This window comes from Nocardioides marmoribigeumensis, assembly GCF_031458325.1.
GTDB classification, from domain to species: Bacteria; Actinomycetota; Actinomycetes; order Propionibacteriales; family Nocardioidaceae; genus Marmoricola_A; species Marmoricola_A marmoribigeumensis.
Genome location: NZ_JAVDYG010000001.1, coordinates 4,146,768 through 4,169,528 on the forward strand (window position 1 = coordinate 4,146,768; position 22,761 = coordinate 4,169,528).

Sequence of the window (22,761 nt, forward strand, 5' to 3'; positions counted from 1 at the left end):
CGGCCCGTTCAGAGCCGGACGAGCGCGGCGAACCGGTCAGGGCGTGCGCCCACCGACCGCGCCAGCCGGCGCAGCGCCTCCAGCGCGACGTCCACGCTCACGTCGACCCCCGGGACGACCAGCGTGAGGCGCCCGTCGACCTCGACCAGCAGCACCTGGGCCAGTGCCCAGGCGTGGTGGGCCTCGCGACGCCAGTGCTCGGGCAGCACCGGCTCGGGGTGGGCGCGGTCGCAGGCCTGGAGGTCGCAGGGCAGCTCGTGGCCTGCGGCCTGGAGGCTGCCTGGGACCAGGGGCGTGCCGACGGTGGCCGCCGTGGTCCACACCACCTCGGACTCACCGAGCCAGTCGGGCAGCTCGAAGGCGTCGACCGGCTCGACCGTGGGGGTCGCCACTCAGTCGTCCTCGTCGAGGTCGGAGGGGCGCACGTCGTCGTGCCGCAGGTCGAGCACCGACATCTCGTCGTCAGCGATGTCGCCACCCAGGGCGTCACGGGCGGCCCTGTCGCGGCGCCGGTCGATCACGCGGGTGACCGCCTCGGAGAGGAAGAACAGCAACGTCATCGGCAGCGCCAGCATGAGCATGGAGAACGGGTCGGTCGAGGGGGTCGCGACCGCGGCGAACACGAAGGTCCCGATCACGATCCACGGGCGGTGCTCGGCCAGCGACTTGGCCCGGACGATCCCGGCGAGGTTGAGCAGCACCACGAACAGCGGGATCTCGAAGGCGACGCCGAAGACCAGCAGCATCCGGGTGAAGAAGGAGAAGTACTCGCCGAACTCGACCAGGTTCTCCAGCTTGCCCGGGGTGAAGCCGATCAGGACCTCGAGCCCGCGCGGCAGGACGTAGTAGCCGACCGCAACGCCGAGGACGAACAGCGGGCCGGCGATCGCGACGAAGACCCGCGACCACTTGCGCTCGTGGGAGTGCAGCCCCGGCAGGATGAACGCCCAGATCTGGTAGAGCCAGTAGGGGCTGGTCGCCACGACCCCGGCGATGCCGGCCAGCTTGAAGTGGAGCAGCAGCGGGCCGCCGGCGCCCTTGATGTAGGCCTTGGTCGTCACCTCGCCGGTCAGCTTGGTGGCGGCCGACTGGTAGGGCTCGAGGACGAGGTCGAGCAGCCGGTCGAAGAAGAAGAGGCCCAGCACCATGCCGACCGTCACCACCAGGACCGACCGCAGCAGCCGGGCCCGCAGCTCGCGCAGGTGATCGACCAGCGCCATCGTGCCGTCGGCGCCGACGGGTGACTGGGGCGTCGCCCGGAACATCCGGACGACGCTGGAGGCGACGCTCACGCCGGTCTCGTGTGGGTCAGGGGATCAGGCTCAGCGGTCGGTCTCGGGGCGTCGCTGGTCGTCGTAGGAGACGTCGGTGCGCACCGAGTCGGCCTGGACGGGGCCGCGGTCGATCTCGCGGCGGTCGGGCTGCGAGGGGTCCTGGGCGTCGCGCTTGGCGGCCTTGTCCTCGTCGTCGTCGTCGCCGATCAGGCCCTTGGTCTCCGCCTTGAAGATGCGCAGGGCGCGGCCGGACCCCCGCGCGAGCTCCGGCAGCTTCTTCGCGCCGAACAGCAGCACGAGGACGACGAGGATGAGGAGGATCTCGGGAGCGCCAAGGTTGCCCATGAGGTGTCTGCCTTCGTGTGGTGGAGAAGCGTGTGCCCAGCGTGTGCCCAGCGTGTGCCCGGCGTCCCCATCGTACGCGGGGGCCGTCGGTCCGGGTCAGGAGTACGCCGCCAGCGCGCGTCGCGCGGCCTCGCGGACCCGCTCCTCCAGCTGCGGAGGGTCGACCACGACGGCCTCGCCGCCGATGCCGAGCAGCAGGCCGACCAGCCAGTCGGCGTCGCCCAGGGGCAGGGTGAGGTCCAGTCCGCCGGCGAACGGGCCCTCGGTCACGGGCTCGGCGTGCTCGACGGGGTAGTACTCCCCCACCCAGGCCGCGCTCGCGGCGACCCGTACGACGGCGCGGGGCGCGGTCTCGTCGGGCCGGAACGCACCGCGCGAGAGGTCCTGGGCCGCCGCCTCGTTCTCGACCGTCGTCTCGAGCACCTCGGCCCCCACGACGCGGTCGAGCCGGAACAGCCGCTGCTCCCCCGACCGGTGGTCCCAGGCGTCGAGGTAGAGGTGGCCCTCGGCCGCGGACACCGCGACCGGGTCCACCACGCGGGTGGTGACCTCGTCCCGCACCGCGGAGGCGTGCTGGAGCCGCACCTGGCGCCGCGACTGGACCGCGCCGCCCAGCCGGTCGGCCAGGTCGCGCTCGGCCTGGGAGACCAGCGGCTCCACGCGGACGGTCTCGGCGACGCCTCCGACGGCCGCGCTGATCTTGGCCAGCGTGCGGTCGACGACCTCGCGCTCGGCCTCGCCGCTGCCCTCGCGCAGGGCGCGGAGCGCGGCGACGAGCGCCACGGCCTCGAGGTTGCCCAGGCGGAGCGGACGGGTGAGGAACTCGGCGTCGCGGATGCGGATCACCCGGTCGTCCTCGAGCGCCTCGAAGTCGAAGTCGATGATCTCGCCGGGCAGCAGGCCGGGCAGGCCGCACATCATCAGCACGCTCAGGTCGCGCTCGATGACCCGCTCGCTCACCTTGAAGCGTGCGGCGGCCTCGGCGACGGAGACCTCGCCCTTGCGCTGGAGGTAGGGCACCAGTGCGAGCAGCCGCTCGATCTGGTCGGTCGAGGTGGTCATCGCGGACCTCCCGCCACCGCGGTCAGCCGCTGGACCAGCGCGTCCCGCACGTCCTGGGGGGTGAGCACGACGGCCTGGTCGCCCAGGCGGGCGACCTCCGAGACCAGCGCGCTGACCCGGCCCAGCGGCACGGTGACGCGCTCCCAGCCGTCCCCGTCGGGCTCGACCGCGACCGCGCGCCGTCGCAGGGTCACCCCGCGCCCCTCACGCACCCGCAGCACGGCCTCCCGCTCGGGCACGTCGGCGGCCAGGTGGCGGGTCATGGACTCGGTGTCGACGTCGGGCACCGAGAAGGCGTCGGGCTCGCCGACCAGCTCGACCTCCCCGGTCACCCGGCCGATGCGGAAGGTGCGCTGGGCCTCGCGGTCGCGGTCGCGCCCGACGACGTACCACCGGCCGCGGTAGCTGACCAGCCGCCAGGGCTCGAGCCGGCGGTCCTCGCGCGGCGCGGCCGGGCTCTTGCGGTAGCCGAAGTGGACGACCCGACGCTCGGAGACCGCCTGCATGAAGAGCTCGACCGACGGCTCGTCGGCGTCGAGCTGGGGCGCGATCAGCGCCTGGGCGGACCGGTCGGTCTCGACGCCGTCGGCGGCGAGCTTGCGCAGGGCGGTCTCGGTGCTGTCGGCCAGGCCGGCGTGCTGCCACACCCGAGCCGCGAGCCCGCAGACCGCGGCCTCGTCGGCCTCCAGCTGGATCGGCGGCAGCTCGAACTCGCGACGCGGGATGCGGTAGCCGGGCTCGTCCTCGAAGTAGGCGTCGTGGCTGCCCACCTCGATCGGCACCCCGAGCGCGCGCAGGTCGTCCTTGTCACGCTCGAACATCTTCTCGAACGCCTCGTCGGTGCGCGCGGCGGCGTACTCCGGGAAGCTCTCGCGCAGCTTCTGCTTGGTGACGTAGCCGCGCGCGTTGAGCAGCATGATCAGCAGGTTCATCAGCCGCTCGGTCTTGCGCGCCGACATGCCGCCCCTCCTGTGTCGGGGCCCTCGCGGGCCCGGCCCCCGTCAGCCGGCGCTGAGGACGTCGATGACGAACACGAGCGTGGCGCCACCGGGGATCTTCGGCGGCTGGCCCTGGGAACCGTAACCGAGGCTCGCGGGGATCACCAGCATCACGCGGCTGCCCTGCTTGACCCCGACCAGGCCCTTGACCCAGCCGTCGATCAGGCTGCCCTTGCTGAGCTGGAAGGTCGCCGGCGTCCCACGGGAGTACGACGAGTCGAAGGGCGTGCTGCCCTTGCCCCACACGGTGCCGAAGTAGTTGACCGTGATGTTGGCGTTCTCCTTGACCGCCGGGCCCGTGCCCTCGACCAGGGGGATGACCTTGAACTGGGTCGGCTGCTTCTTGGGCGCCGAGGAGAAGTCGAGCCCGGTCACCTTGTCGCCCTCGGTCTCGACCTTGGGGGCGTCGGCCGGGGGGTCGACCTTCTTGCCGCTGGGGCCGGTGGCGACCGGGGGCAGGATCTTGAGGACGTCGAAGACGAACAGCATGCTCTCGTCGGGGTCGAGCCCGGCCTGGGGAGCGCCCTTGGGCCCGGCCACGTCGGTGACGGGGGCGGCGACCGCGACGCGGCTGCCGGCGTGGGTGCCGAGCAGCGCCTGCACGGCCGGGCCGGTGTCGGAGCCCATGTTGATCTGCTGCGGCTCGTTCTGGTCGTAGTTGCCCTGGACCAGCTTGCCGTCGCTGTCGAAGATGCCGATGCGAGCCGAGACGACCGACTTCTTGTCGATCGTCTTGCCGTCGCCGACGATGATCTCGGCGCTGGTCAGCTTCTTGACCTTGAACTTGGAGGTCGTGACCTTGGGCTCCTTGCCCAGGTCGCCCTTGACCGAGACCCCGGTGATGGAGCCGGCCTCGTCCTTGTTCTTGCTGTCGTCACCGCAGGCGGCGGTGCCGGTGAGGACGAGGGCAGCAACGAGGCCCGCGGCGAGACGGCGGCGCATGAATCAGCTCCAGAGAGGGTCGGGGAAGGCTCGACCGCCCACCCTAACCGGCGTCGGCAAAGGGCGGTTACATGCCCTCGATCAGCTTCTGCACCCGCTCGTCGTGGGCGCGGAAGGGGTCCTTGCACAGGATCGTGCGCTGGGCCTGGTCGTTGAGCTTGAGGTGCACCCAGTCGACGGTGAAGTCGCGGCGACGCTCCTGGGCCCGCTTGATGAACTCCCCGCGCAGCCGCGCGCGGGTGTCCTGCGGGGGGCGGCTCTTGGCCTCGAAGATCGCCAGGTCGTTGGTCACCCGGGCCACCGCGCCGCGGTTCTGCAGCAGGTAGAACAGCCCGCGACCGCGGTGGATGTCGTGGTAGGCGAGGTCGAGCTGGGCGACCCGCGGGTGGCTCAGCGGCAGGCCGTGCTGGGCGCGGTAGCGCTCGATCAGCTTCCACTTGATCACCCAGTCGATCTCGCGCTCCACCAGCCCGAGGTCACCGGACTCCACCGCCTTGAGCCCGCGCTCCCACAGGTCGAGCGCCTGCTCGATCACCGGGGTGTGCAGCTCGCGCCGGTCGACGAACGCCCGCGCCCGGCTGAGGTAGTCGTGCTGGATGTCGAGCGCGCTGGCCTCGCGGCCGTTGGCCAGGCGGACCTTGCGGCGGCCGGTCATGTCGTGGCTGATCTCGCGGATCGCGCGGATCGGGTTGTCCATGGTGAGGTCGCGCATCACCACGCCCTCCTCGATCATCCGCAGCACCAGGTCGCAGGTGGCGACCTTGAGCAGGGTGGTCGTCTCGGACATGTTGGAGTCGCCCACGATCACGTGCAGCCGGCGGTAGCGCTCGGCGTCGGCGTGGGGCTCGTCGCGGGTGTTGATGATCGGCCGGCTGCGGGTGGTGGCGCTCGAGACGCCCTCCCAGATGTGCTCCGCGCGCTGGGAGACCGAGTACATCGCCCCGCGCGGGGTCTGGATCACCTTGCCGGCCCCGACGATGATCTGCCGGGTCACCAGGAACGGGATGAGCACGTCGGCGAGCTTGCTGAACTCGCCGTGCCGGGCGACCAGGTAGTTCTCGTGGCAGCCGTAGGAGTTGCCGGCCGAGTCGGTGTTGTTCTTGAACAGGTAGACGTCGCCGAGGATGCCCTCCTCGCGCAGCCGTCGCTCGGCGTCGACGAGCAGGCCCTCGAGCACCCGCTCCCCTGCCTTGTCGTGGGTGACCAGCTCGACGATGTCGTCGCACTCGGGGGTGGCGTACTCCGGGTGGGAGCCGACGTCGAGGTAGAGCCGGGCGCCGTTGCGCAGGAAGACGTTGCTGCTGCGGCCCCAGGACACGACCTTGCGGAAGAGGTAGCGCGCGACCTCGTCGGGGCTCAGCCTGCGCTGCCCCTTGAACGTGCACGTGACGCCGTACTCGTTCTCGATGCCGAAGATCCGCCGGTCCACGTCCCCACCCTACGGGCGGGGCGCGTGAATGTGGCCGAACCGCGCGGTCGGTGCGGCCTCAGGCCGGACGCCGGCCCAGGACGAAGGCGCGCTCGGTGCTCTCGCCCCTGCCGGCCACCGGTCCGCGCAGGTGCCAGGTGACCTCGGTCAGTCCCGCGGCCTCGAGGGCCCGCGCGACGGCACGCGGCTCGTGCAGCACGACGTCGAGGTCGACGTCCTGGTCGAACCACCGGTCCAGGTGGACGACGCCGGTGCCGGCATGGAAGGCCAGCACCAGCTGCCCACCGGGTGCCAGCGGCCGCACCAGCGCCTGGAGCGCCGCGGGCAGCTCGCCCGGGGTCAGGTGGATCAGGGAGTACCACGCCACGACAGCGCCCCAGCCGGCCGCGGCCCGAGGGCGCATCAGGGACCGCAGGTCGCCGACGGCGTAGGACGCCTGCGGGAACCGGGCGGCCGCCTGCTCGACCATCGCGGGGCTGAGGTCGATGCCGGTCGCGGTCGCGCCCTGGTCGGCGAGGTGGGCCGCGACGTGTCCGGGACCGGTGCCCGCCTCGACCACGGGCAGTCCGGCGGCCATCGCGTCGGCGGCGACCCGGTCGAGCAGCCACCGCTCGAACGGCAGCGCGTCGAGCTCGTCGGTGAACCGGTCGGCGTAGGTCGCCGCGACGGCGGCGTAGGAGGCCCGCACGCGCTCGTCACGGGTGCCCAGGTCGACCTCCACCGGTGCCGTCGCCGCCGGTGGCTCCGACGACGCCTGCGGAGGCGCCTCGCCCAGCAGGTGCACCCAGCGGGCGTCGCGCTCCCCCGGGCGTCGGGCGAGCTGCCGGACCAGGGGGTCCTCGCGCGCGGCCATGGCGGCCAGCGTCGTCTCGACCTCGCCCCGGTCGGCGAACGCGTGCAGGCGCTCGGTGCGGGTCCGGAGCTCACCCGGTGCCTGAGGCCCGCGCAGCAGCATCACCGTGAGCACGGCCCGCTCGTCGTCGCCGAGGTCGAGCACCTCGGTGAGCGTCTGGAGGTACTTCAGGGTGCGGCGGCCGGTGTCGGACCAGACGATCCGGACCAGGCCCCGGTCCTTGAGCGCCCGTGCGGTCGTCTCGACGAACCGCTCGTCGTAGTCGGTCACCGGCTCGCGGCTCGAGGTCTGGTTGCAGGCGGTGCGCAGCGCGTTGGCCGACAGCGGGTAGGACGCCGGGACCGTGCGCTCCTTCTCCAGCAGCGACCCGACGACCCGCTGCTCCTCGGGTGTCAGGACCGGGAGGCTCATGACCGGCTCCGACCGCGTCGGCTCACGAGCCGAGGATGCCGGCCAGCTCCTCGTCGGGGAGACGCCGGAACTTGCGCTGCTGGGTGCGGGTGCGGTCGAGCACGGCGACCTCGAGGGACTCCACGGGGATCTCCCGCTCGCCCGCCTCGCTGGACCCCAGCCCCTCGACCGCCACCTTGACCGCCTCGGCCAGGGAGAGCCCCTCGCGGTAGTGGTCCTTGATGTGGGTGGTGACCGCCTCGGCCGAGCCACCCATCGCGCCGTAGCCCTGCACGTCGGCGACCTGGCCGTCGTAGGTCAGCCGGAAGATCTGGTCGCCTGCCGCGGTGTCCCCGACCTCGCCGACGAAGATCTCGACCTCGTAGGGCTTCTCGCCACCGGAGGAGAAGATCGAGCCCAGCGTCTGGGCGTAGGCGTTGGCCAGCCCGCGACCGGTCACGTCGCTGCGGTCGTAGGAGTAGCCGCGCATGTCGGCCAGGCGCACCCCGGCGATGCGGAGGTTCTCGAACTCGTTGTAGCGGCCGACCGCGGCGAAGGCGATGCGGTCGTAGATCTCGCTGATCTTGTGCAGGGCCGCCGAGGGGTTCTCCGAGACGAAGACGATGCCGTCGGAGTACTGCAGGACGGCCACCGAGCGGCCCCGCGCGATGCCCTTGCGGGCGAAGTCCGCCCGGTCCTTCATCAGCTGCTCGGGCGAGACGTAGAACGGCATGCTCATGAGATCAGCCCCGCAGCCGGGCCGTCGGGTCGTTGCATGCGGCCACCGACGACGCGGTCCGCGATCGCGGCGACCTCGTCCTGGGCCATGCGGCGGTAGCCGTCGGCGGTGATGACCCCGACCACCGGGAAGATGCGGCGGGTGAGGTCGGGGCCACCGGTGGCCGAGTCGTCGTCGGCGGCGTCGTAGAGCGCCTGGAGCAGCACGGTCACGCAGCCCTCGGCGTCGAGGTCGTCGCGGTAGAGCTTCTTGAGCGCGCCGCGGGCGAACAGCGAGCCGCTGCCCACCGAGTGGAACGCGGTCTCCTCGTAGCGGCCGCCGGTGACGTCGTAGCTGAAGATGCGCCCGTGGCCCAGGGCCAGGTCGAAGCCGGCGAAGAGCGGGACGACCGCGAGGCCCTGCATCGCCATCGCGAGGTTGGACCGGATCAGCGCGGAGAGCCGGTTGGACTTGCCGTCCATCGACAGCGGCGAGCCCTCGATCTTCTCGTAGTGCTCGAGCTCGGTCTGGAACAGGCGGACCATCTCGACGGCGAGGCCGGCGGTGCCGGCGATGCCGACGCAGGAGAACTCGTCGGCGGGGAAGACCTTCTCGATGTCGCGCTGGGCGATGACGTTGCCCATCGTCGCGCGGCGGTCGCCCGCCATCACGACGCCACCGTCGAAGGTGGCCGCCACGATCGTGGTCGCGTGGGGTGCCAGGTCACCGGCCCCGGCCGGCGTGCTGCGGCGCGACGGGAGGAGGTCAGGGGCCTGCTCGGCGAGGAAGTCGGCGAACGAGGACGAGCCGGGGGTGAGGTAGGACGCCGGAAGTCGTGGGGAGGAGGTCACTGGCCGCCCTTCTGGATGAACGACTTCACGAAGTCCTCGGCGTTGGACTCCAGCACCTCGTCGATCTCGTCGAGGATCGCGTCGATGTCCTCGTCGAGCTGTTCCTTGCGCTCGGTGACCGAGGACTCGGGGGCCTCCTGGGCCTGCTCGGCGTCCTCCGACCCCTTCTTGGGGTGGATCTGCTCCTGTGCCATGCAGCCAACCTAGCGCTCGACACCGACAAAGGTCAGGAAGGCGTCAGGACGGTTGCGTCAGGGCGCGGAACAGCGCCTCGGCGGTGTCGCAACGGTCCAACAGGTCCCCCACGTGGCTGCGGCTGCCCCGCAGCGGGTCGATGGTCGGCACCCGCTGGAGCGACTCGCGCCCCGGCAGGTCGAAGATCACCGAGTCCCAGGACGCCGCGGCGATGCGGTCGGCGTACTTCTCCAGGCAGCGCCCACGGAAGTACGCGCGGGTGTCGGTCGGCGGCTGGTGCACGGCCTCGGCGACCTCGTCGTCGGTGAGCAGGCGGTCCATCTGCCCCATCGAGACCAGCTTGTTGTAGAGCCCGCGGCCGGGACGGATGTCGGAGTACTGCAGGTCGACCAGCTGCAGCTTGGCATCCGACCAGTCCAGGCCGTCCCGGTCGCGGTAGCGGTTGAGCAGCGCCAGCTTGGCGACCCAGTCGAGCTCGCGCTTGAGCGACATCGGGTCGCGCTCGAGCCGGTCGAGCACCGACTCCCAGCGGTCGAGCACGTCGACGGTCTGCTCGTCGGCGTCGGAGCCGTAGCGGTCCTCGACGTACTTGCGGGCCAGGGAGAGGTACTCCATCTGGAGCTGGACGGCCGTGATCGAGCGACCGCTGCGCATGGTGAGCAGGTGCGTGAGCGTCGGGTCGTGGCTGACCGCCCGCAGCGAGCGCACGGGCTGGTCGACAGTGAGGTCCTGTGCGATGAAGCCGTCCTCGATCATCGCCAGCACCAACGAGGTCGTGCCGACCTTGAGGTAGGTGCTGATCTCGGACAGGTTGGCGTCGCCGATGATCACGTGCAGCCGGCGCCACTTCTCAGGGTCGGCGTGCGGCTCGTCGCGGGTGTTGATGATCGGCCGCTTGAGCGTGGTCTCCAGCCCCACCTCGACCTCGAAGAAGTCGGCGCGCTGGGAGATCTGGAAGTCGTCCTCGCGACCGTCCTGGCCCTTGCCGACCCGGCCGGAGCCCGCCACGACCTGCCGGGACACGAAGAAGGGGGTCAGGTGGCGCACGATGTCGCCGAACGGGGTCGAGCGGCGCATCAGGTAGTTCTCGTGGCAGCCGTAGGAGGCGCCCTTGTTGTCGGTGTTGTTCTTGTAGAGCTGGATCGGGGTGGACCCCGGCACCGCAGCGGCGAAGCGGCACGCGTCCTGCATGACGACCTCGCCGGCCTTGTCCCACAGCACGGCGTCGCGCGGGTTGGTCACCTCCGGCGAGGAGTACTCCGGGTGGGCGTGGTCGACGTAGAGCCGCGCGCCGTTGGTGAGGATCACGTTGGCCAGGCCGAGGTCCTCGTCGGTGAGCTGCGAGGCGTCGGCGAGGTCGCGGGACAGGTCGAAGCCGCGGGCGTCGCGCAGCGGCGACTCCTCCTCGAAGTCCCAGCGGGCGCGGCGGGCCTTGAGCGTCGAGGAGGCATAGGCGTTGACGATCTGCGACGAGGCCACCATCGGGTTGGCCTGGGGCTGCTGGGCGACGCTGATCCCGAACTCGGTCTCGATGCCCATCACGCGTCGCACGCTCATGCGTCCACCGCCTCCTCGCTCATGCCTCCACCCTACGCATCGGGCACTCCGAAAAAACTTCTGCGGAACCCGCGTCACGATCCGCGAGGTGCCACGTCCCATTCCCGAGCGCGACGGAGACCGGGACTGGGAGGCCCGGTCACCGACTCGCGGGGGGTCGGAAAGGGACGCGTGAAGCGGCCGGTGCTGGGAGGACCGGCCGCTCCGCGATGCCCTGGTCACGGGAGAGCCGCCGGAGGCGGCGGTGCCGGGTCGCGCCGCCCCCGGGGACGCCCTGCCCCTCGGGGCCCGAGGGGTAACGTCCCGACCGTGACCTCAGCGGAACCCATCGAGCTCGTCGGCCTCGTCGACGACCAGGGCCGTCCGGCCGGCAGCGCCCCACGTGACGTCGTACGCCGTGACAACCTGCGGCACCGCTCGACCGCGGTGCTGGTGCGCCGGCCCTCCGACGGCGCGGTCTACGTGCACCTCCGCTCCCCCGGCAAGGACTGGGCCCCGTCGCACCACGACGCCGCGGCCGGCGGCGTCCTCGGCCCCGAGGAGGACCCCGCCGAGGGCGCCCGGCGGGAGCTGGCCGAGGAGCTCGGCATCGAGGACGTCGAGCTCACGCCCCTCCTCGTCGCGGCGTACGACGACGAGCAGGTCCGCACGGTCGCCCACGTCTTCGAGGTCTGGTACGACGGCCCGGTGCGGCACGCCGACGGCGAGGTCGTCTCCGGGGAGTGGAGGTCGCTGCCCGACCTGGTCGACCACCTCGCCGACCCGGGCTGGGCGTTCGTGCCCGACACCCGGGCCCTGCTCGACCGTCTGGCCGACGACGCGACCGGTGACTGGGGCCTGCTCCGGGCCCTGCGTCACGCCCGGCGCCTCGGCCTCGACGTCGAGGTGCGTCGGCACGGCCCGGTCTCGTCGCTCGCCGAGGCGGCCGCGGCCCGCGGGGTCGACCCGGCCTCGTTGGTCAAGACGCTGGTGGTGCGGCTCTCCGACGACGACCACCGGCTGGTGCTCGTGCCGGGTGGCCGCAAGATCTCCTGGCCGCCCCTGCGGGCGCTGTGGGGGGTCAACCGCACCTCGATGCCCGACGCGGCGGCGGCGCTGGCCGTGACCGGCTACCCCCGCGGCACGATCACGCCGCTGGGCACCCGCACCGACCTCCCGGTGGTCGCCGACTCGCACGTCACCGGCACGGTCTCGATCGGCGGCGGTGCCCACGGGGTCGGTCTGACCGTCGACGCCGGGGCGCTGGTCGCGGCTCTGGGGGCGACGGTGGCCGACGTGACGGAGCCCGAGTGAGGCCCGAGTGAGCTGGTGGGAGGACCGCGTCGTCCCGCACCTGGTCGAGGCGACCTGCGGCACCGGCGCCGTCCGCTGGCACCGGCGGCCCGTCGTGGCCGGGGTCCACGGCACGGTCCTCGAGATCGGCTTCGGGTCCGGCCTCAACGTGCCCCTCTACCCCGACGCGGTGAGGCGGGTGCACGCGGTCGAGCCCAGCGACCGGGCGTGGGCGCTCGCCGCCGACCGGCTCGCGGCCTCGCCGGTCGAGGTGGTCCGCTCCGGTCTGGACGGACAGCGGCTCGAGGAGCCGGACGACTCCTTCGACTGCGCGCTGGTCACCTTCAGCCTGTGCACCATCCCCGACCAGCGCGCCGCGCTGGCGGAGGTACGCCGGGTGCTCGCCCCGGGCGGCACGCTCCACTTCCTCGAGCACGGCCTCTCCCCCGACCCGGGCGTGGTGCGCTGGCAGCGCCGGCTCGAACCCGTCCAGCGACGGCTCGGCGGCGGGTGCCACCTGACCCGTGACCCGGTGGCCGACCTCGAGGCGACGGGGTTCGAGGTCAGGTCCCTCCAGCAGGAGTACCTCCGCGGTCCGCGGGTCGCCCGGCCGTGGGCCCACCTCTCACGCGGCACGGCCACGGCGACCTGACTCAGCCGCCCGTCCCGAGCCGGTCCCACACGTCGACGCCGCAGGAGCCGGCGATCATCCCCTGGGGGTAGGGCAGGACGCCGGGGGCGCTGACCTCGCCGAGCAGGCGCAGGTCGTCGGCGTCGAGCTCGAGCGAGCCGGCGTCGAGGGCCTGCGAGAGCTGGTCGAGGGTGCGGGCGCCGGCGATCACGGAGGCGACACCGGGCCGGGTGAGCAGCCAGGCCAGCGCCACCTGCGGCATCGGCCGGTCGTGCTTGTCCGCGACCTGCTCGACGGCGTCGACCACCCGCCACGTGCGGTCGGTGTTGCGCGTGTCGTAGGCCTCGACGCCCCGCCCGGGGTCCTCCCCGAGCCGCGTGGCGCCGGTGGGCCGGGTGTCGCGGGAGTACTTCCCGGTCAGCCAGCCCCCGCCCAGCGGCGACCACGGGGTGACCGCGAGGCCCTCCTCCAGGGCGCAGGGCAGGACCTCGTGCTCGATGCCGCGGTCGAGCAGGTTGTACTGCGGCTGGATCGCCGTCGGCACGACGAAGCCGCCGAGCCGGGCGGTGGCCATCAGGCGCGCCAGCTGCCACCCGGTCACGTTGGACCAGCCGATCGAGTGGAGGCGCCCCTGGCGGGCGAAGCCGGAGAGGACGTCGAGGGTCTCCTCGACCGGGGTGACGGGGTCCCAGCCGTGGACGAGGTAGAGGTCGACCGCCTCGACGCCGAGCCGGTCGAGGGACGCCTCCAGGCTCCGCACCAGCGAGCGACGGGACGCTCCCGCGGAGCCGGGCGGCGGGGCGAAGCGGCCCTTGGTCGCCAGGACGACGTCCACGCCGGGGTTGTCGGCGAGCCAGCGCCCGACGATGCGCTCGGACTGGCCACCACCGTAGACGTCGGCGGTGTCGACCATCGTGCCGCCGGCCCCGACGAAGGCGTCGAGCTGGCGGTGGGCCTCCGGCTCGTCGGTCTCGACGCCGAAGGTCATCGTGCCCAGCGCGATCGTCGACACCGAGGGCCCACGAGCCCCCAGCGGCCTGGTCGCCAGCATGCTCAGAGGTACTGGCCGGTGTTGGCGACCGTGTCGATCGAGCGCCCCGGCTCGGTGCCCTGCTTGCCGGTGATGAGCGTGCGGATGAAGACGATGCGCTCGCCCTTCTTGCCGGAGATGCGCGCCCAGTCGTCGGGGTTGGTGGTGTTGGGCAGGTCCTCGTTCTCCTTGAACTCGTCGACGCAGGCCTGGAGCAGGTGGTCGACGCTGATGCCCTTCTGGTCGTGGTCGAGCAGGTCCTTGATCGCCATCTTCTTGGCGCGGTCGACGATGTTCTGGATCATCGCGCCCGAGTTGAAGTCCTTGAAGTAGAGGACCTCCTTGTCGCCGTTGGCGTAGGTGACCTCGAGGAAGCGGTTCTCCTCGGACTCGGTGTACATCCGCTCGACGACGGCCCGGATCATCCCGGCGACGCACGCGTCCTTGTCGCCGTTGAACTCCTCGAGGTCGCGGGCGTGCAGCGGGAGGTTGGCGGTGAGGTACTTGCTGAAGATGTCGCGCGCGGACTCGGCGTCGGGGCGCTCGATCTTGATCTTCACGTCGAGGCGGCCGGGCCGCAGGATCGCCGGGTCGATCATGTCCTCACGGTTGGAGGCGCCGATGACCAGGACGTTCTCCAGCGTCTCGACGCCGTCGATCTCGCTGAGCAGCTGCGGGACGATGGTGTTCTCCACGTCGGAGGAGACCCCCGAGCCGCGTGTGCGGAACAGCGAGTCCATCTCGTCGAAGAACACGATCACCGGGGTGCCGTGGCTGGCCTTCTCCCGCGCCCGCTGGAAGACCAGGCGGATGTGGCGCTCGGTCTCGCCGACGTACTTGTTGAGCAGCTCGGGGCCCTTGATGTTGAGGAAGTAGGACTTGCCCTCCTGCCCCGTCTTGGCCGCGACCTTCTTGGCCAGCGAGTTGGCCACCGCCTTGGCGATGAGCGTCTTGCCGCAGCCGGGCGGGCCGTAGAGGAGCACGCCCTTGGGCGGCTTGAGCTCGTGCTCGAGGAACAGGTCGGGGTGGAGGTAGGGCAGCTCGACGGCGTCGCGGATCGCGTCGATCTGGTTCTTGAGGCCGCCGATCGAGTCGTAGGCGATGTCGGGCACCTCCTCCAGGACGAGCTCCTCGACCTCGCTCTTGGGGATGCGCTCGAAGACGTAGCCGGACTTGGCGTCGTGCAGCAGCAGGTCGCCGGCGCGCAGCGGCTGCTCGCGCAGGGTGTCGGCCAGCCGCACCACGCGCTCCTCGTCGGCGTTGGCGATGCACAGGGCGCGCTCGCCGTCGGCGAGCAGCTCCTTGAGCATCACGGTCTCGCCGACGGTCTCGAAATCGAGGGCGGCGACGACGTTGAGCGCCTCGTTGAGCATGACCTCCTGGCCCTTGCGGAGCTCCTCGAGCTCGACGTTGGGGCTGACGCTGACCCGCAGCTTGCGGCCGGAGGTGAACACGTCGACCGTGTCGTCCTCGTTGCGCTGGAGGAACACCCCGAAGCCGGACGGCGGCTGCGCCAGCCGGTCGACCTCCTCCTTGAGCGTGAGGATCTGCTCCTTGGCGTCGCGCAGCGTCTGCGCCAGGCGCTCGTTCTGGGCCGTCACCCCCGCCAGCGAGCGTTGGGTCTCGGCCAGTCTCTGCTCCAGCGCGCGGGCGGACCCGGGTGCCTCGGCCAGGCGACGGCGCAGGGCGGTCACCTCACGCTCGAGGTAGGCGACCTGCGCCTCCCAGTCCTGAGGAGTCCTCGACCCACCGTCGAAACCACTGTCGGACGTCATCTCACATCACCTCCAGCTGGTGTGTGCTCGTCCTTCCAACCTACTCGTGACGAGAAGGTGCGGCGCCACTCATTCTCCCGTGTCGGGACGAAAGGGCTAGAGTCCGCACTCGTGCCCGCCGCCGCCCGACCCTCCGGGTTCCTCTCCGGTCTGGCGCCGGTGACGGCCGGGGTGCTGGCCGCAGGCGCCTTCTCCTTCGCCTTCCTCAGCATCGCCGGCCGCGTGCTGGGTCCGGTCGACTTCGCGCCGGTGTCGTCCCTGTGGGCGATGGTCTTCATCGTCGGGCCCGGCGTCTTCCTGCCGCTGCAGCAGGAGCTCGCCCGGGTGCTGGGCAGCCAGCGGGCGCGAGGCGGCGGGGGCGCCGCCGTACGCCGCGCGCTCGTGGTCGCCGCCACCCTCGTCGTCGTGCTTGCCATCGCGACCCTCGCGGTCGGTCCGTGGCTGGTCTCCTCGTTCCTCGACGGGCGCTGGTCGATGCTGTGGTGCTTCCTCGGTGCGGTGGTCGCCTACGCCTTCGCGTTCACGGCGCGCGGGGTCCTGTCGGGCGCGGGGGCCTACACCCAGCTGGGCCAGATGGTCGCCCTGGAGTCGCTCATGCGTCTCCTGCTCGCCGGCGCGTTCGCGCTGGCGGGCCTCCGCTCGCCGACCGCGTTCGGAGCCGCCATCGCGCTCGGTCCCGCCCTCTCGACGGTGCTGGTCTGGTGGGGGTCGCGGGAGCGGGTCCGGCTGGCCCCCGGGCACACCGTGGCGTGGCGCGAGCTCACCCGCGCGTTCGGGTGGCTGGTCCTGGCCGCCCTCCTCATGCAGCTCCTGGCCAACGCCGGGCCGCTCGCCGTCCAGGTCCTCGAGCCGCCCGCGCAGGACGGCAGGGCGGGCCTCTACCTGGGAGCGCTGATGATCGCGCGGATCGGCCTCTACCTCTTCCAGGCCGTGCAGGCCACGCTCCTGCCCAACCTCGCCGAGCTCGCGGCCACGGGTCGGCTCGACGACCTGAGGTGGGCGCTGCGACGCATCGTCGTGGTGTCCGTGGTCCTGGTCGTCGTCTCCTTCCTGGGGGGCCTGGCTCTCGGGCCGCTGGGCGTGCGGTTGCTGTTCGGTGGGGACTTCCGGATCGGCGCCATGACCATGGCCGTCCTCGCGTCCGCGAGCGCGGTCTACATGCTGGCCGCGGCGCTCAACGGCGCGGCGCTCTCCGTCGGGGCCCACCGGCTCAGCGCTCTCGCGTGGCTGGCGGGGTGCGTGGTCCTCGTCCTGGCGTTCGAGCTCCCGGGCGACCTGTTCACCAGGGTCGACACCGCCTACGCTCTCGGCGCCTGCACCTCTGCCGGTGTGCTCCTGCTCCGGATGCCGGCAGCGCTGAGGGGCTACGAACCGGTCCTTGCCACGCCGACGAGCGGACCGGTGTGAGGATCTCCCGGAGCGATTTGACAAGGTTCGGACCAACGGCACATCTCGGAAGGACCCCGCATGCTCGACCATGAGGCTCGCTGGCTGGCACACCAGCTGGACCTGATCCCCGTGTCCGAGCTGTCTCCCATGCTCGCCGTGGCGAGCCACACCAACCGGTCCGCCCAGTCGCCGGCCGGACGCCTCGTCGCCCATCTGGAGCAGCGGGGGGTCGAGGTCGTCGGCCTCGACGTCGTCGGGGACCTCACCGACCCCGAGCGCCTCGAGGGCCTGCGTGCGCGGGGGTTCCGCAGCGTGCTGTGCAGCCACGTGCTCGAGCACGTGCCCGAACCCCGCCTGCTGGCGCGCAACCTGGCCTCCATCCCCGGCCCGGGCGGCCACCTGGTCTTCTCGGGTCCGCGCCGCTCCTCCCGACGCGCCGAGGCCCTCGCCGGCGCCCCCCGCCCCGAGCCCCATGAGGTGCCGGCACTCTTCCCCGGCACCCAGGTGGTGGCGGCCGACGAGATCGAGGTGCAGCGGGGACGTCGCGACGCACGCACGCTCCTCCACCTGCTCCTGCCCTGGCTCGTGCGCAGGCTCACGGTGACCTGCGCGGTCCTGCGGACCGGGTCCGTGTCGCCGGTGCCAGGCGGCGCCCGGCCGGACCACCGTCCCCTGCGCGTCCTCTACGTCACCAAGCTCTCACCCGAGCTGGGACTGCCGCACATCCTGGAGCCCGGTCGCCGGTTGGCGCAGCGCGGTCACCAGGTCGACGTGCTGTGCGCGCGGACCCGCAGGGACCAGCCGCGTCGCCGCCTCGTGGACGGCCTGCGCATCCGGACCGTGGCGACGGCCCCGGGGTGGCTGCGCGAGAGGGGCGCGATGGGGTTCTTCGCCAGCCGCCTGCCGTTCTACCTCGTCGCACCCAGGATCGTGCGCCGGGAGTACGCCGACGTGGACGTCGTCATCGAGGACATGGCCCCGCTCCGCTCGCCGCGGCTGCCCGCCGTGACGCGGCGCCTGGGGCTTCCCCTCGTCTACCACACCCACAACGCCTACCCGACCCTCGCGTCGTGGACGGGTTCCTACGGTCCACTGGGCACCCTCGGCTGGGTCTGGGACCAGTGGTTCCGTCGGCGCCCCCAGTGCCAGGTGCTGTTCACCGCCGCGCGCTACACCGCCGAGAGCTACGAGGGGATCGGCTGCGACGTGCAGTGGCTGCCCAACGGCATCGACACCTCGCGCTTCGCCCTGCCCGAGGGGCCCCGACCCGAGGGCGCCCCGCTGCGCCTGCTCAGTGTCGGGCGCGTGGTCGACATCAAGAACCACCAGCTGCTGGTCGAGGCGATGGCGGCCTCGCGCGGCACCGCCACGCTCCGCATCGTCGGCGACGGGCCCGCACGCCCCTACCTCGAGTCGTTGGTCCGCCTGCGCGGGCTGGAGGACCGGGTGACCTTCACCGGTCACGTCGCCGCCGGCCAGGTCGCGGCGGAGTACCGCCACGGCGACCTGTTCGTCATGCCGTCGCTGTGGGAGGGGCTGCCGCACGTCCTCCTCGAGGCGATGGCCTCCGGCCTGCCGATCGCGATCAGCGACATCGACGCGGCGAAGGGGATCGTGGAGCCGGAGTACGGCTGGATCCTGCCGACCCGCTCCAGCGCACCGTGGACGGCGCTGTTCGACCGGCTCGAGAGCGACCCGACGCCACTCGCGGAGATGGGCCCGCGCGCGAGGAAGGCCGCCGTGGCCTGGGCGGACTGGGACCACATCACCGACCGCGTCGAGCTGACCCTGCGCGGACTGTGTGACTGTGTCGGCTAGCCGGACCCGGCCCCAGGGAGGACATCACGACCCGGGGTTGACCGTCGCCGTCGCCCTGGTCACCCTGACGCTCACCGGCCTCGCACGGCTGCCCTGGGCCGAGGGCGTCAGCTCCGTCCCGGCGGCGGGGCTCCTCCTGGTCTGGCCCACGCTGGTCGGAGGCTGGCCGAGGTGGAGGACGACCTGGGCGTGGGGACCCGAGCTCGCGCTGCGCTTCGCCATCGGCAGCCTGACCCAGGTCGCCCTGGCCCTCGGACTCACCGGTCTCGGCCAGTTCACGATCGGGCGAGTGATGACCGTCGCCCTGGTGATGGCGGTCCCTGGGCTCGCGCTCGACTGCCTGGGGTCGAGAGGCGCGGGCGGACCCACCGCGCTCGTCGGTCGGCTGGGGTGGAACAGGGTCACCGCAGCCTGGCTCGCGGTCGGTGTGGTCGGCGTGGAGGCGGCGATCGGCTACTGGCGCGCGTGGTCGCCGTACCCCTTCTTCACGACGTGGGACGGGTTCCTCCAGGTCTCGATCGTGCGACGGATGCTCGAGCGGGACCAGTTCTCGCTGTCCTTGCAGCACCTCTCTCCGGCGTTCACCTTCGACGCCTACCTGCCGACGTTCCACCTCGACCTGGCGGCCGCGAGCCGGTTGTCAGGCGTCCCGCCGCTGGGACTGCTCTGGGGCGGGCCGTTCGTGGCGGGTCTCCTCGTGGCGTGCGGCATGTTCGCGCTCGTCCGTGCGGCCGGCCGGACCCTCCCCTCCGCCGGCCTGACCGTTGCCGTGACCGGGCTCCTGCTCACCACGCGCAAGTCGACCAATCCCCTGCTCGACACGCTTCCTGCCTCCGTCCTGATGTCGATGGCGCCCCTGGTCCTGCTCACGCTCGCGGACCGTGATCCCCGCCGCGGTCTCCGGCGTGGTCTGGTCGTCGCCGTGCTCTTGCTGGGCCTGCACGGACTGGTCGCCGCGCTGCTCGTCGGCGTGCTCCTCGCGAGCCGGGCCCTCGCCGCCACGACCAACCGTCAGGCGGTCGGCCGGAGCCCGATGCTCGCCGCGTTCCTCGGAGTGGTCGGAACGGTCGCGGCCGTGCTCTTCGCCCTCCCACGCGCCGCCCGACAGCCCCTCCAGCACGTCGTGCTGGACCCGACCACGTTCTACGCGCGCCTGACCCCGAGCTCGGACCTCCAGCAGCGACTCTCGCTGGCCAACAACAGCTATCCCTACGGCAGCCTGGGCGCCCTCACCGCGGTCGCGGTCGTGCTCATCGTGCTCCGTGCCCGTCGCGCGTCGGTCACCCCGCTCGTCGCGATGCCGCTGGTCGTCCTGGTCGGCTTCGTCACGCCGGTGATCGGCCTGGAGCGCCTCGAGGGCTTCCTCTGGGTCGCTGCCGGCCTCACGATCGGCGTCGTGCTCGACGCGGTCGCGGACGGTGCGCGTCGGCTCCGGGCTCGCGGACGACCCGTCCCCGCGCCGGTCGTCGCCTCGACCCTGGTGGTCATCGTCCTGCTGCCGCTGCTGTCCCGCCCTCTCCACGCCCTCCACACGCTGCAGCTCACCGACACCACCGAGCACCACCTGCAGAGCAGCTTCACGCCCTACGAGCTGCATGCCCTCGAGGCCTATGCCGAGCGCTACGGCCGATCCGAGCGCATCCTGTCCGACCCGATGACCCAGCAGGCGGCCGAGGGCCTGGCGATGCTCGACTCGATCGGCGGCGTGGCCACGAAGCCCCTGTCGCAGCTCCGGATCGCCTTGGCCCTCACCGCTCGGAAGCCGCCAGTCGCCCGGCAGTACCTCTCTGCGCTCCAGCACAGCTACGGGTCCTTCGTGCTGGTCGTGACCGGGCGCACCGAGCGGTGGGCGCACCTGTACCGAGCGCGCTACCTCGACGGGGAGTCCCTCGAGGACCTCCAGTTCGCCGCGATCTACCGGCCGTGGAGCCTGACCGAGACCCAGGACGACGAGGACGTGGGGAAGCCGGCCGACAAGCTGCTGGCGCCCGTGCGGGCGTCAGGCTGCGTGCAGGACGAGCTCGGCGGTCCGGAGATCGCGATCTTCCGGATCGACTGCACGGCTCAGCCGTCCAGCGGCTCCTCGGCGGACTGAGGGGGCAGACCCTCGGGGCGCGGGCCCGTGTAGTCGACGCCGTAGGCACCGGGGGCGGGACGCCGCCGCTTGGTGGGCGGCCGCTCCCCCGGCGCCATGCGGCGCGCCGTCACCAGGAAGCCGGTGTGCCCCACCATCGAGTGGCCGGGGCGCACCGCGAGGCCCTCGACGTGCCAGTCGCGCACCAGGGTCTCCCAGGCCTGCGGCTCGGTGAACCCGCCGTGCACCCGCAGCGTCTCGACCGTCTTGCTGAGCTGGGTGGTGGTCGCGACGTAGGCGCAGACCATCCCGCCGGGCACCAGCACCCGCGCCACCGACTCGACGCAGTCCCAGGGCGCCAGCATGTCCAGGATCACCCGGTCCACCTCGGCGTCCTGGCCGTCCGGCCCGGGGAGCGCGTCGGCGAGGTCGCCGATCGTGAGGGACCAGGCGGGGTGCTCGCCGGCGTACCACTGGGTGACGTTGCGCCGCGCGACGTCGGCGAACTCCTCACGCCGCTCGTACGACGACACGCGGCCGGTCGGGCCGACCGCGCGCAGCAGGTAGCAGGTGAGCGCCCCGGAACCGACCCCCGCCTCCACCACCCGTGCGCCGGGGAACACGTCGGCCATGGCCACGATCTGGGCGGCGTCCTTGGGGTAGACCACCGCCGCACCGCGCGGCATCGACACGACGAACTCGTTGAGCAGGGGCCGGAAGACGAGGTACTCCGCGCCGAGCGAGGAGGTGACCGTGAAGCCCTCCGGGCGGCCGATCAGCTCGCCGTGGTCGACGTGGCCCTTGTTGCTGAAGAACTTCTTGCCGACCTCGAGGCAGAAGTTGTTGCGGCGGCCCTTGCTGTCGGTCAGCCGCACCCACTCCCCTGCGCGCAGCGGACCGGTGTGGACGCCGGAGAGGGAGGGCTGCTGCGGCGAGGGGGGCGTCGGGGACATGGGTCCTGAGTCTAGGAGTGCCTCACTCGCGCGAGAACGCCGCGTCGACGTCGGTGGCGACCAGGACGCCGAAGACCGAGCCGTCGGGCTCGAGCAGGAGGTACTCGCTGGCCGGGCGGCGGGCCATCGCGGTGATGAGCTGCTCGCCGGAGATGTCGGCGGGCAGCGAGAGGTCGGGCTGGAGGGTGCGGCTGACCGAGCTGACCGGCACCCACGCCCGGCGGTCCTCCGGGGTCGCCAGCACGGCGTCCTCGCTGACCAGGCCCGAGGGCCGGCCGGAGTGGTCGAGGGTGATGATCGAGCCCGCCTGGGCCTCGCGTGCCCGGCGTACGGCGTCCGCGACGGGCACGTCCTCGGCGAGCGCCACGCTGCGCCGGGCGAGGCGCCGGGCGTCGAGCCTGGGCAGGCGGGCGCGCACCTTGGCGGCGAGGATGGCTCCGGACGCGGCGGTCCACAGGAACCACCCGATGACGACGGCGAAGACGAAGTCGAAGACGTCGGGCTGGGTGCCGAAGGCGGCCATGAGCAGCGGCGAGCCGAGCATGAGGACGGCGACGCCGCGGCCGGCCCAGCCCGCGGCGAGGAGCCCGCGGTTGGGGTCACCGCTGACCTTCCACACGACCGCGCGGAGCACCCGTCCGCCGTCCAGCGGCATGCCGGGCACCAGGTTGAGCACGCCGACGACGAGGTTGGCCCACGCCAGCCCGCCCACGACCACGGAGAGGAGCGTCTGGTCGGGCATCACCTGCAGCAGCGCGTAGGCCGCCCCGCCGACCCCCAGCGACGTGACGGGACCGATCGCGGAGATCGCGAACTCCTGGCGGGGCGTCGCGGGCTCCGCCTCCATGGCGGTCACGCCCCCGATGAAGTGCAGCGTGATGGAGCGGACGGGGATGCCGAAGTGCTTGGACATCAGCGCGTGGGAGAGCTCGTGCAGCAGCAGCGAGAGGGTGAGCAGGACGGCGAAGGCCGCCCCGGCGACGTACTTCAGGTTCCCGAGGCCGGGCTGCACCTGCTCGAAGGCCGGAGCGACGAGGTAGGCGATCAGCGCGGCGATGAGGAACCAGGAGGAGCGGACCAGGACGTCCACACCGCCCAGCGACCCCACCCGGATCGTGCCGGGGTCGTTGACGCGGGCCGGACCGCCCATTCCTTCGCTCACACCTCCAACGTACCGGGGTCGGCTCCACGGAAATGTCGGGCCT

At 72.2% G+C, this 22,761-nt stretch carries 21 protein-coding genes; 5 read left to right on the forward strand and 16 right to left on the reverse strand.

The window, feature by feature from the left end; translation table 11 throughout:
• Window positions 1-8 precede the first annotated feature (8 nt).
• From J2S63_RS19810 to dop, 12 genes are all read right to left on the reverse strand, one after another.
• A complete protein-coding gene (locus J2S63_RS19810; protein ID WP_310305994.1) occupies window positions 9-392 on the reverse strand; it encodes a hypothetical protein in 384 nt (127 codons plus the stop codon).
• The gene (gene tatC, locus J2S63_RS19815; RefSeq protein WP_310305996.1) at window positions 393-1,292 is read right to left on the reverse strand and encodes a twin-arginine translocase subunit TatC; all 900 of its coding nucleotides are present in this window, start codon (window positions 1,290-1,292) and stop codon (window positions 393-395) included.
• 30 nt (window positions 1,293-1,322) lie between these two features.
• Entirely contained in the window at window positions 1,323-1,619 is a 297-nt protein-coding gene (gene tatA, locus J2S63_RS19820) for a Sec-independent protein translocase subunit TatA (protein WP_310305998.1), read from the reverse strand.
• Between the two features lie 96 nt (window positions 1,620-1,715).
• The gene (locus J2S63_RS19825) at window positions 1,716-2,681 is read right to left on the reverse strand and encodes a helix-turn-helix transcriptional regulator (protein ID WP_310306000.1); all 966 of its coding nucleotides are present in this window, start codon (window positions 2,679-2,681) and stop codon (window positions 1,716-1,718) included.
• Complete coding sequence (locus J2S63_RS19830; RefSeq protein WP_310306002.1) at window positions 2,678-3,640, reverse strand: helix-turn-helix transcriptional regulator; 963 nt, start codon at window positions 3,638-3,640, stop codon at window positions 2,678-2,680. Before J2S63_RS19830 ends, J2S63_RS19825 begins: the two co-directional genes overlap by 4 nt.
• 42 nt (window positions 3,641-3,682) lie before the next feature.
• Window positions 3,683-4,621, reverse strand: a complete 939-nt coding sequence (locus tag J2S63_RS19835) for an FKBP-type peptidyl-prolyl cis-trans isomerase (RefSeq protein ID WP_310306005.1) — start codon at window positions 4,619-4,621, stop codon at window positions 3,683-3,685.
• A 67-nt stretch (window positions 4,622-4,688) separates the two neighbouring features.
• Window positions 4,689-6,050, reverse strand: coding sequence for a Pup--protein ligase (gene pafA / locus J2S63_RS19840; protein ID WP_310306007.1), 1,362 nt, complete (start codon window positions 6,048-6,050; stop codon window positions 4,689-4,691).
• 58 nt (window positions 6,051-6,108) lie between these two features.
• A complete protein-coding gene (locus J2S63_RS19845) occupies window positions 6,109-7,314 on the reverse strand; it encodes a DUF480 domain-containing protein (protein ID WP_310306008.1) in 1,206 nt (401 codons plus the stop codon).
• 22 nt (window positions 7,315-7,336) lie between these two features.
• Window positions 7,337-8,032, reverse strand: coding sequence for a proteasome subunit alpha (prcA, locus tag J2S63_RS19850; RefSeq protein ID WP_310306010.1), 696 nt, complete (start codon window positions 8,030-8,032; stop codon window positions 7,337-7,339).
• On the reverse strand, window positions 8,029-8,862 hold the full coding sequence (gene prcB, locus J2S63_RS19855; RefSeq protein ID WP_310306012.1) for a proteasome subunit beta: 834 nt from the start codon (window positions 8,860-8,862) through the stop codon (window positions 8,029-8,031). Before prcB ends, prcA begins: the two co-directional genes overlap by 4 nt.
• On the reverse strand, window positions 8,859-9,056 hold the full coding sequence (locus J2S63_RS19860) for a ubiquitin-like protein Pup (protein ID WP_310306014.1): 198 nt from the start codon (window positions 9,054-9,056) through the stop codon (window positions 8,859-8,861). Before J2S63_RS19860 ends, prcB begins: the two co-directional genes overlap by 4 nt.
• 43 nt (window positions 9,057-9,099) lie before the next feature.
• Entirely contained in the window at window positions 9,100-10,614 is a 1,515-nt protein-coding gene (gene dop, locus J2S63_RS19865) for a depupylase/deamidase Dop (protein WP_310306015.1), read from the reverse strand.
• A 309-nt stretch (window positions 10,615-10,923) separates the two neighbouring features.
• Between dop and J2S63_RS19870 the strand changes: the two genes are divergently transcribed.
• Both J2S63_RS19870 and J2S63_RS19875 read left to right on the forward strand, forming a co-directional pair.
• Entirely contained in the window at window positions 10,924-11,907 is a 984-nt protein-coding gene (locus J2S63_RS19870; protein ID WP_310306017.1) for a YbaK/EbsC family protein, read from the forward strand.
• 7 nt (window positions 11,908-11,914) lie between these two features.
• Window positions 11,915-12,538 carry a class I SAM-dependent methyltransferase gene (locus J2S63_RS19875; protein WP_310306019.1) on the forward strand — a complete coding sequence of 208 codons (624 nt, stop codon included), beginning with the start codon at window positions 11,915-11,917 and terminating at the stop codon, window positions 12,536-12,538.
• 1 nt (window position 12,539) lies between these two features.
• On the opposite strand, the gene J2S63_RS19880 is transcribed toward J2S63_RS19875, so the two are convergent.
• Together J2S63_RS19880 and arc are read right to left on the reverse strand one after the other, a co-directional pair.
• Complete coding sequence (locus J2S63_RS19880) at window positions 12,540-13,568, reverse strand: aldo/keto reductase (protein ID WP_310306021.1); 1,029 nt, start codon at window positions 13,566-13,568, stop codon at window positions 12,540-12,542.
• Between the two features lie 2 nt (window positions 13,569-13,570).
• Window positions 13,571-15,322, reverse strand: coding sequence for a proteasome ATPase (gene arc, locus J2S63_RS19885; RefSeq protein ID WP_310306024.1), 1,752 nt, complete (start codon window positions 15,320-15,322; stop codon window positions 13,571-13,573).
• A 111-nt stretch (window positions 15,323-15,433) separates the two neighbouring features.
• On the opposite strand from arc, the gene J2S63_RS19890 reads away from it, so the two are divergent.
• Genes J2S63_RS19890 through J2S63_RS19900 form a run of 3 tightly spaced genes read left to right on the forward strand, consistent with a single transcriptional unit; the run spans window position 15,434 to window position 20,624 of the window.
• Window positions 15,434-16,729, forward strand: coding sequence for a polysaccharide biosynthesis protein (locus J2S63_RS19890; protein WP_310306026.1), 1,296 nt, complete (start codon window positions 15,434-15,436; stop codon window positions 16,727-16,729).
• A 60-nt stretch (window positions 16,730-16,789) separates the two neighbouring features.
• Window positions 16,790-18,529 carry a glycosyltransferase gene (locus tag J2S63_RS19895; protein ID WP_310306028.1) on the forward strand — a complete coding sequence of 580 codons (1,740 nt, stop codon included), beginning with the start codon at window positions 16,790-16,792 and terminating at the stop codon, window positions 18,527-18,529.
• Window positions 18,530-18,566: 37 nt separating this feature from the next.
• On the forward strand, window positions 18,567-20,624 hold the full coding sequence (locus J2S63_RS19900; RefSeq protein ID WP_310306030.1) for a hypothetical protein: 2,058 nt from the start codon (window positions 18,567-18,569) through the stop codon (window positions 20,622-20,624).
• Here J2S63_RS19900 and J2S63_RS19905 read toward each other — a convergent pair.
• Entirely contained in the window at window positions 20,594-21,556 is a 963-nt protein-coding gene (locus tag J2S63_RS19905; RefSeq protein ID WP_310306032.1) for a tRNA (adenine-N1)-methyltransferase, read from the reverse strand. The genes J2S63_RS19900 and J2S63_RS19905 overlap by 31 nt on opposite strands.
• Window positions 21,557-21,578: 22 nt before the next feature.
• The gene (locus J2S63_RS19910; protein WP_310306034.1) at window positions 21,579-22,718 is read right to left on the reverse strand and encodes a site-2 protease family protein; all 1,140 of its coding nucleotides are present in this window, start codon (window positions 22,716-22,718) and stop codon (window positions 21,579-21,581) included.
• Window positions 22,719-22,761: the final 43 nt, after the last annotated feature.